The sequence below is a fragment of the Rahnella sp. PAMC25617 genome, from assembly GCF_050606005.1.
GTDB lineage: Bacteria > Pseudomonadota > Gammaproteobacteria > Enterobacterales > Enterobacteriaceae > Rahnella > Rahnella variigena.
In genome coordinates this window covers 1-15796 of sequence record NZ_JBOCUM010000027.1, presented here as the reverse complement: position 1 = coordinate 15796, position 15796 = coordinate 1, and the positions used below count along the sequence as shown (strand labels likewise).

The 15796-nt window shown below is 48.5% G+C and carries 22 protein-coding genes; 16 read left to right on the top strand and 6 right to left on the bottom strand.

The window, feature by feature from the left end; all coding sequences use genetic code 11:
• Position 1 precedes the first annotated feature (1 nt).
• The 11 genes from rplO to ACM615_RS23425 all read left to right on the top strand — a co-directional run bounded on the left by rplO (position 2) and on the right by ACM615_RS23425 (position 6188).
• Positions 2-436: a 50S ribosomal protein L15 gene (rplO, locus tag ACM615_RS23475; RefSeq protein ID WP_013573702.1), complete on the top strand. Its 435-nt coding sequence runs from the start codon at positions 2-4 to the stop codon at positions 434-436.
• Between the two features lie 7 nt (positions 437-443).
• Positions 444-1775 (top strand): preprotein translocase subunit SecY, encoded by a 1332-nt coding sequence (gene secY / locus ACM615_RS23470; protein WP_013573703.1) that lies wholly within the window; start codon positions 444-446, stop codon positions 1773-1775.
• Between the two features lie 33 nt (positions 1776-1808).
• Positions 1809-1925 (top strand): 50S ribosomal protein L36, encoded by a 117-nt coding sequence (rpmJ, locus tag ACM615_RS23465; RefSeq protein ID WP_002227352.1) that lies wholly within the window; start codon positions 1809-1811, stop codon positions 1923-1925.
• Positions 1926-2073: 148 nt separating this feature from the next.
• Positions 2074-2430 (top strand): 30S ribosomal protein S13, encoded by a 357-nt coding sequence (gene rpsM, locus ACM615_RS23460; RefSeq protein ID WP_013573704.1) that lies wholly within the window; start codon positions 2074-2076, stop codon positions 2428-2430.
• Positions 2431-2447: 17 nt separating this feature from the next.
• Positions 2448-2837 (top strand): 30S ribosomal protein S11, encoded by a 390-nt coding sequence (rpsK, locus tag ACM615_RS23455; RefSeq protein WP_004929731.1) that lies wholly within the window; start codon positions 2448-2450, stop codon positions 2835-2837.
• A 30-nt stretch (positions 2838-2867) separates the two neighbouring features.
• Positions 2868-3488 carry a 30S ribosomal protein S4 gene (gene rpsD / locus ACM615_RS23450; RefSeq protein ID WP_112288139.1) on the top strand — a complete coding sequence of 207 codons (621 nt, stop codon included), beginning with the start codon at positions 2868-2870 and terminating at the stop codon, positions 3486-3488.
• Positions 3489-3513: 25 nt separating this feature from the next.
• Complete coding sequence (locus ACM615_RS23445; RefSeq protein WP_128312258.1) at positions 3514-4503, top strand: DNA-directed RNA polymerase subunit alpha; 990 nt, start codon at positions 3514-3516, stop codon at positions 4501-4503.
• 40 nt (positions 4504-4543) lie between these two features.
• Entirely contained in the window at positions 4544-4933 is a 390-nt protein-coding gene (gene rplQ, locus ACM615_RS23440) for a 50S ribosomal protein L17 (protein ID WP_013573706.1), read from the top strand.
• 169 nt (positions 4934-5102) lie between these two features.
• Entirely contained in the window at positions 5103-5471 is a 369-nt protein-coding gene (locus ACM615_RS23435; protein ID WP_431012601.1) for a DUF1992 domain-containing protein, read from the top strand.
• Position 5472: 1 nt separating this feature from the next.
• The gene (gene zntR, locus ACM615_RS23430; protein WP_113878292.1) at positions 5473-5889 is read left to right on the top strand and encodes a Zn(2+)-responsive transcriptional regulator; all 417 of its coding nucleotides are present in this window, start codon (positions 5473-5475) and stop codon (positions 5887-5889) included.
• A gap of 98 nt (positions 5890-5987) precedes the next feature.
• Positions 5988-6188 carry an alternative ribosome-rescue factor A gene (locus ACM615_RS23425; protein ID WP_112288142.1) on the top strand — a complete coding sequence of 67 codons (201 nt, stop codon included), beginning with the start codon at positions 5988-5990 and terminating at the stop codon, positions 6186-6188.
• A 34-nt stretch (positions 6189-6222) separates the two neighbouring features.
• Here ACM615_RS23425 and mscL read toward each other — a convergent pair whose 3' ends face one another.
• The 5 genes from mscL to def form a co-directional block, all read right to left on the bottom strand.
• Entirely contained in the window at positions 6223-6639 is a 417-nt protein-coding gene (gene mscL / locus ACM615_RS23420; RefSeq protein WP_112288143.1) for a large-conductance mechanosensitive channel protein MscL, read from the bottom strand.
• A gap of 125 nt (positions 6640-6764) precedes the next feature.
• Positions 6765-8141 (bottom strand): Trk system potassium transporter TrkA, encoded by a 1377-nt coding sequence (gene trkA / locus ACM615_RS23415; protein WP_112288144.1) that lies wholly within the window; start codon positions 8139-8141, stop codon positions 6765-6767.
• Positions 8142-8201: 60 nt separating this feature from the next.
• On the bottom strand, positions 8202-9491 hold the full coding sequence (gene rsmB / locus ACM615_RS23410; RefSeq protein WP_431012600.1) for a 16S rRNA (cytosine(967)-C(5))-methyltransferase RsmB: 1290 nt from the start codon (positions 9489-9491) through the stop codon (positions 8202-8204).
• 75 nt (positions 9492-9566) lie between these two features.
• Complete coding sequence (gene fmt / locus ACM615_RS23405) at positions 9567-10526, bottom strand: methionyl-tRNA formyltransferase (protein ID WP_181955596.1); 960 nt, start codon at positions 10524-10526, stop codon at positions 9567-9569.
• A 1-nt stretch (position 10527) separates the two neighbouring features.
• Complete coding sequence (gene def / locus ACM615_RS23400) at positions 10528-11040, bottom strand: peptide deformylase (RefSeq protein ID WP_112288147.1); 513 nt, start codon at positions 11038-11040, stop codon at positions 10528-10530.
• A 128-nt stretch (positions 11041-11168) separates the two neighbouring features.
• On the opposite strand from def, the gene dprA reads away from it, so the two are divergent.
• Genes dprA through aroE form a run of 5 tightly spaced genes read left to right on the top strand, consistent with a single transcriptional unit; the run spans position 11169 to position 14761 of the window.
• Positions 11169-12338 carry a DNA-protecting protein DprA gene (dprA, locus tag ACM615_RS23395; RefSeq protein ID WP_279920351.1) on the top strand — a complete coding sequence of 390 codons (1170 nt, stop codon included), beginning with the start codon at positions 11169-11171 and terminating at the stop codon, positions 12336-12338.
• Positions 12310-12783 carry a DUF494 family protein gene (locus tag ACM615_RS23390; protein WP_159282935.1) on the top strand — a complete coding sequence of 158 codons (474 nt, stop codon included), beginning with the start codon at positions 12310-12312 and terminating at the stop codon, positions 12781-12783. Before dprA ends, ACM615_RS23390 begins: the two co-directional genes overlap by 29 nt.
• A 25-nt stretch (positions 12784-12808) precedes the next feature.
• Positions 12809-13369: a DNA topoisomerase family protein gene (locus ACM615_RS23385; RefSeq protein WP_112288150.1), complete on the top strand. Its 561-nt coding sequence runs from the start codon at positions 12809-12811 to the stop codon at positions 13367-13369.
• Positions 13362-13931: an L-threonylcarbamoyladenylate synthase type 1 TsaC gene (tsaC, locus tag ACM615_RS23380; RefSeq protein WP_129639358.1), complete on the top strand. Its 570-nt coding sequence runs from the start codon at positions 13362-13364 to the stop codon at positions 13929-13931. The genes ACM615_RS23385 and tsaC overlap by 8 nt, the downstream gene beginning before the upstream one ends.
• An 8-nt stretch (positions 13932-13939) precedes the next feature.
• Positions 13940-14761 carry a shikimate dehydrogenase gene (gene aroE / locus ACM615_RS23375; RefSeq protein WP_165353161.1) on the top strand — a complete coding sequence of 274 codons (822 nt, stop codon included), beginning with the start codon at positions 13940-13942 and terminating at the stop codon, positions 14759-14761.
• Between the two features lie 50 nt (positions 14762-14811).
• Here aroE and ACM615_RS23370 read toward each other — a convergent pair whose 3' ends face one another.
• A complete protein-coding gene (locus ACM615_RS23370; RefSeq protein ID WP_112288153.1) occupies positions 14812-15354 on the bottom strand; it encodes a gamma carbonic anhydrase family protein in 543 nt (180 codons plus the stop codon).
• Between the last annotated feature and the right edge of the window lie 442 nt (positions 15355-15796).

Genomic DNA, 15796 nt, shown 5'->3' with positions numbered 1-15796 from the left:
GATGCGTTTAAATACTCTGTCTCCGGCTGATGGTGCCAAACAAGCGCCAAGGCGTGTAGGTCGTGGTATTGGTTCTGGCCTGGGTAAAACCGGCGGTCGTGGTCACAAAGGTCAGAACTCACGTTCTGGTGGTGGCGTACGTCGTGGTTTTGAAGGTGGTCAGATGCCTTTATATCGTCGTTTGCCGAAATTCGGCTTCACCTCCCGCAAAGCTATGATCACGGCAGAAGTTCGTCTGTCTGAACTGGCTCTGGTGGAAGGCGACGTGATCGACCTGAACGCGCTGAAAGCCGCTAACGTAGTTGGTATCCAGATCGAGTTCGCGAAAGTAATCCTTTCTGGCGAAGTTGGTCGTGCGGTAACTCTGCGTGGTTTGCGTGTCACCAAAGGCGCTCGTGTTGCTATCGAAGCTGCTGGCGGTAAAATTGAGGAATAAGTAGCAGATGGCTAAGCAACCGGGATTAGATTTTCAAAGTGCCAAGGGTGGACTAGGCGAACTGAAGCGCAGACTTTTGTTTGTTATCGGTGCGCTGATTGTTTTCCGTATCGGCTCTTTTATTCCGATCCCTGGTATTGATGCCACTGTACTTGCCAAATTGCTCGAGCAGCAAAGAGGTACCATCATTGAAATGTTTAACATGTTCTCTGGTGGTGCCCTTAGCCGTGCTTCAATCTTTGCCCTGGGGATCATGCCGTACATTTCGGCATCGATCATTATCCAGCTGTTAACGGTGGTTCATCCAGCGTTAGCAGAAATTAAGAAAGAAGGGGAGGCTGGCCGTCGTAAGATTAGTCAGTACACCCGTTACGGTACGCTGGTATTAGCAGTGTTTCAGTCGATCGGTATTGCTACCGGTCTTCCGAACATGCCTGGTATGCAGGGCCTGGTGTTAAATCCAGGCTTTGCGTTCTACTTTACCGCAGTTGTGAGCTTAGTGACCGGGACAATGTTCCTGATGTGGCTGGGTGAGCAGATTACTGAACGAGGTATCGGTAACGGTATTTCAATCATAATCTTTGCTGGTATTGTAGCGGGTCTCCCGCCGGCGATTGCACATACTATTGAACAAGCTCGGCAAGGCGACCTGCACTTCCTCCTGTTGCTGTTGGTTGCAGTTTTAGTGTTTGCAGTGACTTTCTTTGTGGTGTTTGTTGAACGTGGTCAACGTCGTATCGTCGTTAACTATGCTAAACGCCAACAAGGTCGTCGTGTCTATGCAGCACAGAGCACGCACTTACCGTTGAAAGTGAATATGGCCGGGGTTATCCCAGCAATCTTCGCTTCCAGCATTATTCTGTTTCCTGCCACGATTGCATCATGGTTTGGGGGCGGGACTGGTTGGAACTGGCTGACAACGATTTCGCTGTATTTGCAGCCTGGGCAACCGCTTTATGTGTTACTCTATGCGACTGCAATCATCTTCTTCTGTTTCTTTTATACTGCGTTGGTGTTCAACCCGCGTGAGACAGCAGATAACCTGAAGAAGTCCGGTGCATTTGTACCAGGAATTCGTCCGGGAGAGCAAACGGCGAAGTACATCGATAAAGTAATGACTCGTTTAACCTTAATCGGTGCGATGTATATTACTTTCATCTGCCTTATCCCGGAGTTCATGCGTGACGCGATGAAAGTTCCATTCTACTTTGGTGGTACTTCTCTACTGATCGTAGTCGTCGTTATCATGGACTTTATGGCTCAAGTGCAAACTCTGATGATGTCAAGTCAGTACGAGTCTGCATTGAAGAAAGCAAACCTGAAAGGCTATAACCGCTAATCTGGTGAGTTTGCGAAGTTACGGAGAGTAAAAATGAAAGTTCGTGCTTCCGTCAAGAAATTATGTCGTAACTGCAAAATTGTTAAGCGTAACGGTGTCGTTCGCGTAATCTGCAGTGCAGAACCGAAGCATAAACAGCGTCAAGGCTGATTATCTCGCATATTTTTCTTGCAAAGTTGGGTTGAGCTGGCTAGATTAGCCAGCCAATCTTTTGTATGTAAGCAGCAATACTATTTGAGTATCCTGAAAACGGGCTTTTCAGAATGGTGTTGCCGTATATAAATAGTAGGAGTGCATAGTGGCCCGTATAGCAGGCATTAACATTCCTGATCAGAAACATACCGTGATCGCATTAACTTCGATCTACGGCATCGGTAAAACCCGCTCACAGTCTATCTGTGCTGCATCCGGTATTGCTGAAAATGTTAAGATCAGTGAGCTGTCTGAAGAGCAAATCGAAAAACTGCGTGACGAAGTTGCCAAGTTCATTGTTGAAGGTGATCTGCGTCGTGAAGTCACCCTGAGCATCAAGCGTCTTATGGACCTTGGGACTTATCGTGGTTTGCGTCATCGTCGTGGTCTTCCAGTACGCGGTCAGCGTACCAAGACTAACGCACGTACCCGTAAGGGTCCGCGTAAACCGATCAAGAAATAATCGGGGTGATTGAATAAATGGCAAAGGCACCTGTTCGTACACGTAAACGTGTAAGAAAACAAGTCTCTGACGGCGTGGCTCATATCCATGCTTCTTTCAACAACACCATTGTTACCATTACCGATCGTCAGGGTAATGCTTTGGGTTGGGCAACAGCTGGTGGTTCCGGTTTCCGTGGTTCTCGTAAATCCACTCCGTTCGCAGCTCAGGTTGCAGCAGAGCGCTGCGCTGACGCAGTGAAAGAATACGGTATCAAGAATCTGGAAGTTATGGTTAAAGGACCTGGTCCTGGTCGTGAGTCTACTATCCGCGCATTAAACGCGGCTGGTTTCCGCATCACTAATATTACTGATGTGACTCCTATCCCTCATAACGGTTGTCGTCCGCCGAAAAAGCGTCGCGTATAACGCTGCTTTTAGGTTTGTTGGAGAGAGAAAATGGCAAGATATTTGGGTCCTAAGCTCAAGCTTAGCCGTCGTGAGGGCACAGATTTATTCCTTAAATCTGGCGTTCGCGCGATCGATACCAAGTGTAAAATTGAACAAGCTCCTGGTCAGCATGGTGCGCGTAAACCGCGTCTGTCTGACTATGGTGTGCAGTTACGTGAAAAGCAAAAAGTTCGCCGTACTTACGGTGTTCTGGAGCGCCAGTTCCGTAACTATTACAAAGAAGCAGCACGCCTGAAAGGCAACACCGGTGAAAACCTGTTGCAACTGCTTGAAGGTCGTTTGGACAACGTCGTTTATCGTATGGGCTTCGGCGCTACTCGTGCGGAATCGCGCCAGTTAGTTAGCCACAAAGCTATCATCGTAAACGGTCGCGTTGTTAACATCGCTTCTTATCAGGTATCTCCGAATGACGTTGTCAGCATCCGTGAGAAAGCTAAAAAGCAATCTCGCGTGAAGGCCGCTTTGGAGTTGGCTGAACAGCGTGAAAAGCCGACTTGGCTTGAAGTTGATGCTGCTAAGATGGAAGGTGTGTTCAAGCGTATGCCTGAACGTACTGATCTGTCTTCCGACATTAACGAACACCTGATCGTCGAGCTTTACTCCAAGTAAAGCTTAGTACCAAAGAGAGGACACAATGCAGGGTTCTGTGACAGAGTTTCTAAAACCGCGCCTGGTAGATATCGAGCAAGTCAGTTCGACGCACGCCAAGGTGACCCTTGAGCCTTTAGAACGTGGCTTTGGCCATACTTTAGGCAACGCACTGCGCCGTATTCTGCTTTCATCCATGCCGGGTTGCGCGGTGACCGAGGTTGAGATTGATGGTGTACTGCATGAGTACAGCACCAAAGAAGGCGTACAGGAAGATATCCTGGAGATCCTGCTCAACCTGAAAGGGCTGGCGGTGAGAGTTCAAGGTAAAGATGAAGTTATTCTTACCCTGAATAAGTCTGGCATTGGCCCTGTGACTGCAGCCGACATTACCCATGATGGTGATGTCGAAATCGTCAAGCCGCAACACGTCATCTGCCACCTGACCGATGACAACGCTGCTATCAGCATGCGTATCAAAGTTCAGCGCGGTCGTGGTTATGTGCCGGCGTCTGCCCGAATTCATTCGGAAGAAGATGAGCGCCCAATTGGTCGTCTGTTAGTAGACGCATGCTACAGCCCTGTAGAGCGAATTGCCTACAATGTTGAAGCAGCGCGTGTAGAACAGCGTACTGATTTGGACAAGCTGGTTATCGAAATGGAAACCAACGGTACGATCGATCCTGAAGAGGCGATCCGTCGTGCGGCAACCATTCTTGCTGAACAACTTGAAGCTTTCGTTGATTTACGTGATGTACGTCAACCGGAAGTCAAAGAAGAGAAGCCGGAATTCGATCCAATCCTGCTGCGCCCTGTTGACGATCTGGAATTGACTGTCCGCTCTGCTAACTGCCTTAAGGCAGAAGCAATCCACTACATCGGTGATCTGGTACAGCGTACCGAGGTTGAGTTACTTAAAACACCTAACCTGGGTAAAAAATCTCTTACTGAGATCAAAGACGTACTTGCGTCCCGTGGTTTGTCTCTGGGCATGCGCCTGGAAAACTGGCCACCAGCAAGTATTGCTGACGAGTAACCGGATCACAGGTTAAGGTTTTACTGAGAAGGATAAGGTCATGCGCCATCGTAAGAGTGGTCGTCAACTGAACCGTAACAGCAGCCACCGACAGGCTATGTTCCGTAACATGGCCGGCTCTTTGGTTCGTCATGAGATCATCAAGACGACCCTGCCGAAAGCGAAAGAGCTGCGTCGCGTTGTTGAGCCGCTGATTACTCTTGCCAAGACCGACAACGTTGCAAATCGTCGTCTGGCATTCGCCCGTACTCGTGATAACGAGATCGTGGCAAAACTGTTTAATGAACTGGGCCCGCGTTTCGCGAGCCGTGCCGGTGGTTACACTCGTATTCTTAAGTGTGGCTTCCGTGCAGGCGACAATGCGCCGATGGCATACATCGAGCTCGTTGATCGTGCAGAGTCAAAAGCAGAAGTAGCAACTGCTGAATAATCTGTAGATGCATGAAAAAACCGGGCTTATGCCCGGTTTTTTTACATCTAAAATTTGGACTATCCAGTTTCTTCACTGCCGGCACAATTGAAACTGAATTCCCTCTCCGTTCGCGCTAAGCTGCAAGTATGTTCTATGATGATCCTTTCAATTTTCTAAAGGCAAAATCATGTTCCTTGTTGACCTGTGGGTGGAGAAACACATCAAAGATGCTCAGGAAAAGGGGGAGTTTGATAATCTGCCAGGCAAAGGGCAGCCATTAAGTCTGGATGATGACAGCGCTGTACCCGAAGACTTAAGAGTCGCATTCCGCATCTTAAAAAATGCAGGCTATTTGCCACCAGCGCTTCAGGACAGAAAGGAAGCTGTCGAGTTAGAGCATTTATTACAGACGCTGGACAATGATGACCCACAGTTTGCCGTTTCTGAAAAACGACTCAGAGTTCTTCAACTGCGGTTGCAGCAGGCGGGTATGAATACTGGTTTTTTGCAGGGGCATTATAAAGATGCACTGCAGGATAAATTCAGGGGGAAATAGTATGTACAAAATTGGTGAGCTGGCCGGATTGGCAAATGTTTCCGCTGACACTGTCCGCTACTATGAGAAGCAAGGGATGATGAGCCCTGGCACCCGCAATCCTTCGGGTTATCGCCAATATGATGATAATGATCTGCAGCGGCTTCGTTTTATCCGTTATGCTAAATCGACAGGATTTACGCTGGACGCCATCAAGGAGCTGCTATCAATTCGCATCGATCCTTTGCAACACACGTGTCAGGAATCTAAAGCAATTGTGGACGAACGACTTGCTGAGGTTGAGTTCAAGTTACAGGAATTGACCCAGATGCGCGAGTCGCTACAAAGACTGAGTGCTGCCTGCTGCGGTTCGGCGCATACCAGCGTAACTTGCTCTATTTTAGAAGCTTTAGAGGATGGTGCAGGAAAAGTTAGCTAAATGGTTTGGTCGTTTTATATACCACTTTCGGACAGAAAATATTCGCAGTATGATGTGTACGGATTTTGTCCAAAATGTATTTCACATATCGAGGATCTATGACTCAGTATAAGCATCAAAAAGGTATCATTCAGGATAATGCGTTGCAGGCTCTTCTCCATGACCCACTTTTCAAACAGCGTATTGAGAAGAATCAGAAAGGGAAAGGAAGTTATCGTCGTAAAGAGAAAAATGGGAAGGGGAGTTATCTGGAGGGCAGTGTTGAGTGTTCAGTCGAATATTCAACACTGCCCTTCTAAAATCAGTCAGAGTTTAACTGCCTGACTTTTACTTCTAGAGTTTTGGCGTCTGTTGTTCTTTCAGCAAATCACGAATTTCCGCCAGTAATGTTTCTTCTGCCGTTGGTTTTGGCGGAGCTGCCGGAGCATCTTCTTGCTTACGACGCATCTTGTTCATCAGCGTGATCGCCATAAATATCGCCAGAGCAACGATGATAAAATCAAAAACGTTCTGAATAAACACGCCGTAGTGCATAACAACGGCTGGCGTAGCGCCTTGAGCATCTCTCAGTACAAAAGCAAATTGTTTAAAATCTACCCCGCCAATCAATAATCCCAGTGGAGGCATAATAATATCGGCGACAAATGATGACACTATTTTGCCAAATGCTGCACCGATGATGACACCCACAGCAAGGTCAACCACGTTGCCGCGCATGGCAAACTCACGAAACTCTTTCATAAAACTCATAAAACACTCCTTGGCAAATTCATCAAATATGTCAAAACAAGTAAAGACTATTTGTAGAGTCTTCGCTACAAAAGTTCTCACCAGAGTACTAATTAGCGGAAATTCCTATAAACCTCTTCACCCAATTATAAGAAGAATGGACTCGGCTGGAACAACCGCTCAACGTCTCTGACAAATTTCTTATCGGTAATGAACATCACAACGTGATCACCTTGTTGGATCCTGCTGGTACCGTTAGCGATGATCACATCGTTCCCGCGAACAATCGCACCAATGGTTGTACCTGGCGGAAGTTTGATTTGTTCGACTGTACGGCCAACTACTTTTGAGGTGGTTTCATCACCATGTGCAATGGCCTCGATGGCTTCAGCAACACCGCGGCGCAGCGAAGAAACGCTGACAATATCAGCTTTTCTGACATGCCCCAGTAATGCGGAAATCGTGGCCTGCTGCGGTGAAATCGCAATATCGATTACGCTGCCCTGAACCAAATCCACGTAAGCGCTGCGTTGGATAAGGACCATAGCTTTCTTCGCACCCATTCGCTTGGCCAGCATGGCAGACATGATGTTAGCTTCATCATCATTGGTAATAGCAATGAAAACATCAACCTGCTCAATATGCTCTTCGGCCAGAAGTTCCTGATCTGAAGCGTCCCCATAGAAGACGATAGTGTCTTGCAAAAGCTCGGCGAGCTCGGCGGCGCGTTGCTGATCGCGTTCGATAAGTTTTACGCTGTAATTTTTCTCAAGGCGTTGCGCCAAACCCGCGCCGACATTGCCACCGCCAACGATCATAATCCGCTTATAAGGTTTTTCCAGTCTCTGAAGTTCACTCATGACGGCACGGATGTGCTGCGATGCCGCCACAAAGAAGACTTCATCACCTGCTTCAATGATGGTCGAACCTTGAGGACGGATCGGACGATCCTGACGGAATATTGCGGCCACTCGCGTTTCAATATGCGGCATATGTTCACGCATAGAAGAAAGCGCGTTACCGACCAGTGGTCCGCCGTAGTAGGCTTTCACAGCGGCGATACTGACCTTTCCTTCAGCAAAATTGACAACCTGGAGTGCACCAGGATACTCGATAAGTTTGTAGATATAGTCTGTGACTAATTGCTCTGGCGAGATCAGATGATCAATTGGAACGGCTTCAGGCAAGAACAGCTTTTCAGATTCGCGGATGTATTCCGTTGAGCGAATACGCGCGATACGATTAGGCGTGTTAAACAGCGAGTAGGCTATCTGGCAAGCAATCATATTGGTTTCGTCAGAATTGGTCACAGCGACCAGCATATCCGCGTCTTCAGCGCCGGCCTCACGCAATACACGCGGATGCGAGCCATGTCCCTGGACAACCCGAAGATCGAATTTATCCTGCAGTTGGCGTAACCGGACGGTATTGGTGTCGACAACGGTAATGTCATTGTTTTCACCCACCAGGTTTTCGGCGAGTGTTCCGCCAACCTGCCCGGCACCGAGAATTATTATTTTCATGTGACTCTCTGCTTTGCCTCAACACTGTCAGCCAGCATCAATGCTGCTGACAGGAAATGATTAACTTTTAATAAGTTTAGCGTAATAGAAGCCGTCGCCATCTTCAGCATGAGGAAGATTTTGTCGTCCGGGATTTTCCAGCGTGCCAGTTTCGACCAATGTCGCATCCGGATGTGATTGCAGGAATGCGGCCACTTGCTGAGAATTTTCATCCGGTAATACTGAGCAGGTGGCATAGACTAATACGCCCTTACTTTTCAGTCTTGGCCATACTGCTTCAAGGATTTCTCTTTGAAGACCCGCGAGTTCAGCGATATCGCTGTCTCTGCGTAGCCATTTAATGTCGGGATGTCGGCGGATTACGCCGGTTGCTGAACAAGGCGCATCAAGCAAAATACGGTCAAATATACGATCACCCGCCCATACCTGCGGCTCGCGGCCATCACCCTGTTTGACTTCGGCACTCAGTTTCAAACGCTGCAAGTTTTCATGCACACGCTTCAAACGCTGCTCGTCCACATCAACTGCCAGAACGTGAGCTTTTGGTGCAGCTTCCAAAATGTGCGTGGTCTTTCCCCCCGGCGCACAGCACAAATCGAGGATCATCTCGCCATTCTGTGGATCCAGCAGATCAACGCTTCCTTGTGCCGATGCATCCTGAACGGTGACCCAACCTTCCGCAAATCCCGGAAGGAGATTGACCTGACAAGGCGTGACTAATCGCAATGCATCACGGTATTCAGTATGTGCAACGGCCTCAATCTGGGCGTCGTTAAGTAATTGCAGATACTCATCGCGGGTGTGATGCAAGCGGTTTACGCGCAGCCACATAGGCGGCCTTTGGTTGTTTGCTTCGACAATACTTTCCCATTGCTCGGGATACGCTTTTTTAAGGCGGTTCAGCAACCAGCTTGGGTGAAGATAGCGACTGTCATTGTTCGCCATGCGTTGCAACAATTCTTCCTGTTGACGCTGGAACTGACGCAGAACCCCGTTGATAAGACCTTTCAACTGAGGGCGTTTCAGGGCAACGGCACCTTCGACGGTTTCTGCAAGAACGGCGTGTGCCGGAATACGGGTATGCATCAGCTGGTAGAGGCCAACCATCAGTAAATAATGCAAAGTTCTCTGCTTGCCGGTGAGCGGTTTTGCCATCAGTTGCTGCAAACACCATTCCAGCTGAGGAAGAACCCGCAAGGTACCGAAGCAGAGTTCCTGAAGTAACCCACGATCTTTATCTGAGACATTTTTTTGCAAACCAGGCAGAACGGTCGAAAGAGACAGACCTTTGTCCAACACCTGGCTAATGGCTTGAGCTGCAATACTACGGAGATTATAGGCTGTTTTCATAGTCAAAAAAGCTGACCGAAGCCAGCATTGTCAGAGAGATATGGCCCGACGAGATATCGGGCGTAGTCGTGAAGGTCAGGCTAAAAGTGTGCCTTCGATAAACCATTCACGACGAGAGTTAAGCAAGTCCTGTGCGGACATCGCCTTTTTACCCGAAGGTTGTAGCTGGGTGATATTCAGAACGCCGTCAGATGACGCGACCAGAATCCCTTTTTTGTCAGCAGAGATGATAGTTCCCGGCAATTTATCGTGTTGTGTTGCCAGACATTCAGCCTGCCAGACTTTCACGGGCTGATCATCAATCATAAAGAAGCTGACGGGCCATGGGTTAAATGCACGAATACAGCGTTCAAGTTGTTCGGCCGACAGATTCCAGTCTAAGCGGGCTTCTTCCTTGCTGAGTTTCTCAGCATAGGTTACGTGCTCTTCGCTTTGAACTTCAGGTTTTGCTGTTCCGTTCGCCAGTTGCTGTAATGTTTCAAGCATACCCTGCGGGCCCAGCTCAGCCAGCTTGTTATAAAGCGATGCGCTGGTATCTTCCGGCAGGATGTCACATTCTACTTTGAGCAGCATATCGCCGGTATCAAGGCCGACATCCATCTGCATGATGGTAACACCCGTTTTAGCATCCCCAGCCCACAATGAACGTTGAATAGGGGCCGCGCCACGCCAGCGGGGCAGAAGAGAACCATGAACGTTAATGCAGCCAAATTTCGGCATTTCGAGCACGGCTTTTGGCAGGATCAAACCATAAGCTACGACCACCATAATATCAGCCCCGAGCGCTGAAACCAGAGACTGGTTTTCTTCAGGACGCAGAGATTTTGGCTGAAAAACAGGGATATCGTGAGTTTGAGCCAGAATCTTCACCGGGCTCGCGGTCAGTTTATTACCGCGACCGGCGGGGCGATCAGGCTGAGTGAAAACGCCCACCACCTGATGTTCTGATGATAAAAGCGCGTCAAGATGACGCGCTGCAAAGTCGGGAGTACCGGCAAATATGATTCGCAAAGCATTGTCCTGTGTTACACGAATATTAGTCAGCCCGTGCGTTCAGCTTGGCCATTTTTTCCATCTTCTGGCGGATACGCTGACGTTTCAATGGGGACAAATAATCCACAAATAATTTGCCCACCAGATGATCCATTTCATGCTGGATACAGATCGCCAGCAAGTCATCTGCTTCTAGCTCAAAGGTTTTACCGTCGCGATCAAGCGCGCGTACTTTGACTTTCTCGGCACGCGGCACGAGAGCCCGTTGATCAGGGATCGACAGACAGCCTTCTTCAATCCCTGTTTCGCCGCTTTTTTCCAGCAGTTCAGGGTTGATGAGAACCAAACGTTCGTCGCGGTTTTCAGAAACATCAATCACGATGATGCGCTGATGAATGTCTACCTGAGTCGCAGCCAGGCCGATGCCTTCTTCTGCATACATGGTTTCAAACATATCATCCACGATCTGCTGAATTTCGGCGTTAACTTCTTTGACCGGTTTTGCAGTAATGCGAAGCCGCTCGTCTGGGAAATGTAATATCTGTAATACGGACATATTTTTCTGGATCTTTATTCAAATGATTGAAGATATATAGACTCTATTCTAGACATTTCCCGCTGCGATTGACAGCATCCTCTGCCAATTGAATCAGTCGCTGAAAGGCATTAAGCAAGGAAAGCATAATGACACTACAGGAAGTGTGGGTACGTTTGTCGAGAGTTAAACGCCTTGATGCGGGTCTGGCCGAAGGGATTATCCAGTCATTATTTAACTGCGGAATTTATTCCCCCTCTGCATTAGTAAGTTGCGGGCTTTCAGAAGGACAACTCTCGGAGTTTCGACATTGTAATGCGAAATGGGTTGCAGAATCACTGAGATGGCTGGAAGGCGATCATCACCATCTGATTACTTTTGGCAGCGCTTTGTATTCGGCTTTGTTGGCCCAAATATCTTCTCCTCCATTGATTCTGTTTGTGGAAGGGGATCCTGATTTACTGTCCTCGCCTCAAATCGCGATGGTCGGGAGTCGTGAATTTACTCATTACGGCGAACAATACGCGCAGGTCTTTGCCAGCGGGCTGGTAAGTAGCGGTTTTACTGTGACGAGCGGGCTGGCTATGGGGATCGACGGAATTAGTCACCGTGCAACGCTTGAGGTGCAGGGGAAAACGATCGCTGTTCTGGGAAGCGGATTGTTAAAACGTTATCCGCCCCGGCATTCAACGCTAGCTCAGCACATTCTTGAAGCCGGAGGGGCACTGGTGTCCGAGCATTTAGTGACGGCTCCGCCTCTCGCTGCACACTTTCCTCGACGTAACAGGATAATTAGCGGATTAAGCGCTGGCGTGCTGGTCATCGAGGCAACATTACGCAGTGGTTCCCTTATCACTGCCCGTTACGCACTGGAGCAGGGAAGAGAAGTGTTCGCCCTCCCGGGCCCATTGGGCAGTGTGACATCAGAAGGCACGCACTGGCTCATTCAGCAGGGCGCTTATCTGGTGACGGAGCCTAACGATATTGCCGAGCATATTGGCAGTGGGCTGACCTGGTTTCCTGATATTCGTGCTTCAGAATCTTTTAAAAAGCCTGCAAACAAGAGTTCCGTTGCTCCACAGACGATTATTTGTGCGCAAGATAGCGAAGTTGAATTGCCATTTGCTGATGTGTTGGCTAACGTAGAATATGAGGTGACATCTGTTGACGTCGTCGCCGAACGTGCCGGCCAACCTGTGCCAGAAGTGGTAGGTAAGCTACTCGAGCTGGAGTTAGCAGGATGGATCGCAGCTGTATCCGGCGGCTATGTCCGAATTAAGAGGGCAAGCCATGTTCGACGTACTAATGTACTTATTTGAAACTTACATTCACAACGAAGCGGAGATGAATGTTGACGAGGATAGGTTAACGGATGACTTGACCGAAGCTGGTTTCCACCGGGCCGATATTCACAATGCGTTGAGTTGGCTTGAAAAACTTGCGGATATGCAAGAGGGTGGAACCCCATCTTATATGCTGGATTCCGATCCTTCAGCATTACGTATTTATACCGATGAGGAAATAAGTCGGTTAGATAGCAGTTGTCGTGGCTTTTTATTGTTCCTGGAACAGATCAAAGTACTGAACTTCGATACCAGAGAGATGGTTATCGATCGTGTTATGGCTCTGGACACTGAAGAATTCGATCTTGAGGATCTGAAGTGGGTCGTGCTGATGGTTCTCTTTAATATTCCCGGATATGAAAGTGCATATCAGCAAATGGAAGAGCTGTTGTTTGAGGTTAATGAAGGTTATCTGCATTAAGAGATAACAGGTAAAAAAGTAAGATATGACAAAAGCAGCACTTTTTGCTGAGAAGCAAAATGAATCCTGTCCGGAATGCGGGGCCGATTTGGTGATCCGTAGTGGTCGCCACGGCCCCTTTCTGAGTTGTTCATCCTATCCACAATGCCAGTATATTCGTCCTCTGAAATCTCAGGCTGATGGCCATATTGTGAAAGTCCTGGATGGACAATTATGCCCCAAATGTGAGTCGACCTTAGTGCTGCGTCAGGGGCGTTATGGCATGTTTATTGGTTGTAGTCAGTATCCGGAATGTGACCATATTGAAGTGATAGATAAACCGGAAGAAACCAGCCTGGATTGCCCGCAATGTGGGAAAGGGCATTTGTTGCAGCGAAAATCACGCTTTGGCAAAGTGTTTCATGCCTGTGATCGTTACCCGGATTGTCAGTTTGCCATTAATAACAAGCCGGTGGCGGGGGAATGCGTCCATTGCCATTACCCTTTATTGATGGAAAAGAAAACGGCGCAGGGTATTAAGCTATTTTGTGCCAGTAAATTGTGCGGTAAAGCCGTAGAAATTAAAGATAACGAACAAGATGAATAAAAGCTTAGAAAACTCATTTACCCTCGTACTTGATGCGCTGCGTGAGCAACAAGTCGTTGCTTATCCGACTGAGGCCGTCTTTGGTCTCGGATGTGATCCGGATAGCGAACAAGCTGTCGATGCGCTTCTGGCGCTCAAAAAGCGGCCAAAAGATAAAGGTCTTATTCTAATTGCTGATAATTATCAGCAGCTTCTCCCTTATATAGATGACTCATCGCTCAATGAGCAACAGCTTGCGCATATTTGGTCATTCTGGCCGGGCCCGGTAACGTGGGTCATGCCTGCGAAACCGTCAACGCCTGAATGGTTAACCGGACGCTTTACGTCGCTGGCGGTACGGGTCACTGATCATCCTCTGGTCAAAGAGCTTTGCCAAAAATTTGGTAAGCCGCTGGTATCTACCAGTGCGAATCTCAATGGCGAGCTGCCATGCCGTTTGCCCGCAGAAGTCCGGCTCCAGTTTGGGGATAATTTCCCTGTAATTGATGGCGATGTCGGCGGAAGAGAAAATCCCTCAGAAATCCGGGATGCCCTTACCGGCAACCTGATCCGTCAAGGTTAAAGGAAAAAGTGATGCCATCTTTCGCGGTATTTGGAAATCCGATCGGCCACAGTAAATCCCCTCGTATTCATGCATTGTTTGCCAGCCAGACCGGGATCGATCACACCTACGGTACTGTGCTTGCTCCGCATGAAGAGTTTGAAGAAACGCTGCGAACCTTTTTTGCGGGCGGAGCCTGTGGGGCAAATATCACTGTGCCTTTCAAAGAGCGTGCTTTTGCAGAATCTGATGAACTGACTGACCGCGCTGCGATGTCCGGTGCTGTGAATACCCTGAAAAAGCTCAAAGACGGCCGGTTACTCGGGGACAACACCGATGGCATTGGCATGCTGAGTGATCTTGAGCGGCTGGCGCTTTTGAAGCAAGGTGATCGTGTTTTATTGATCGGTGCCGGCGGCGCGGCGAGAGGGGTGATACTTCCTTTGCTGTCTCATGGCTGTTCAGTGGTTGTCACCAACCGGACGTTTGAACGCGCACAACATCTGAGCCATATCTTCGAACAAAAAGGGGATATCCGGGCTATCGCATTAGCCGATCTGGCTGATGAGTCTTTCGATCTGATCATTAACGCCACGGCTTCGGGTATTAAAGGTGAGATCCCTGCGATCCCAGAAAAAGTGCTGACCGCGCAGACCCGTGTCTACGATATGTATTATCAGGCAGGTTTCACGCCTTTTCTCACCTGGGCTAAAAATAACGGGGTAACGGCTTATGCCGACGGGTTGGGAATGCTGGTGGGGCAAGCTGCCCATGCTTTCTATATGTGGCATGGTGTTATGCCAGAGATAGAGCCTGTGCTGGAGCAGTTAAAGAAAGACTTGCTGGCTTAACCAGTAATGCCTGAACAGTGTGCATTTTACTGTTCAGGCAACGCTATTCTTTATTGTTCCTGTGAACGGTAGAGATCTTTCCAGGTCACATAGTTATTCGAAGAGTATGTCAGCCCTGCTAGTTCCTCTGACGTCAGCTCGCGTATCTGTTTAACCGGACTGCCTAAATAGAGATAACCGCTTTCGAGGGTTTTTCCTGGCGGCACCAGACTGCCGGCGCCAATCATCACATCATCTTCAACGATCGCACCGTCCAGCAGTATCGATCCCATTCCTACCAGTACCCGGTTTCCGATAGTGCAACCATGCAACATAGCTTTATGGCCGACGGTCACGTCCTCTCCAATAATAAGAGGGTAGCCCTCAGGATTATGCCGCGACTGGTGAGTGACATGCAGCACGCTTCCATCCTGCACATTGGTTCTGCAGCCGATAACAACATTATTCACATCACCACGTATCACCACCAACGGCCAGATACTGACATCATCAGCCAGATCCACATCACCAATCACCACACTGGAGGGATCAACCATGACTCTTTCTCCTAATGTTGGTGTTAATCCTTGATAAGCACGCAAAGCCTGAGACATCTGAAGCACCCCATAAGTGAGTTTTGACCTTGGCAATATAGTTCGGGTCTGAGGAAATACCAATTTCGGCTCAATCAGATCGGCGTGAAAACCAGCGGATCGAACGAGATCTCCGCGAAAGGGTTGAAAAACACGCAGTCGATCCTTTTATTGGAAAAAAGGCTTGTGCAAAAAATTCGGATCCCTATAATGCCGCTCCATCGACAGGGAACAACGTGAACAACATCACGAAGTAACCGGGTCGGAAAGATTAAAAACAGCGGCAACCGGATGAAATAAACGGTTGACACTGAATGAGGAAAGCGTAATATACGCCACCTCGAGTTAGCAAGCGAAAGCGCGTAACTCACTGCTCTTTAACAATTTATCAGACAATCTGTGTGGGCACTCACAAGACGATATCAGCCACTTCGGTGGCAAATATTTATTGACAGTAATGTCA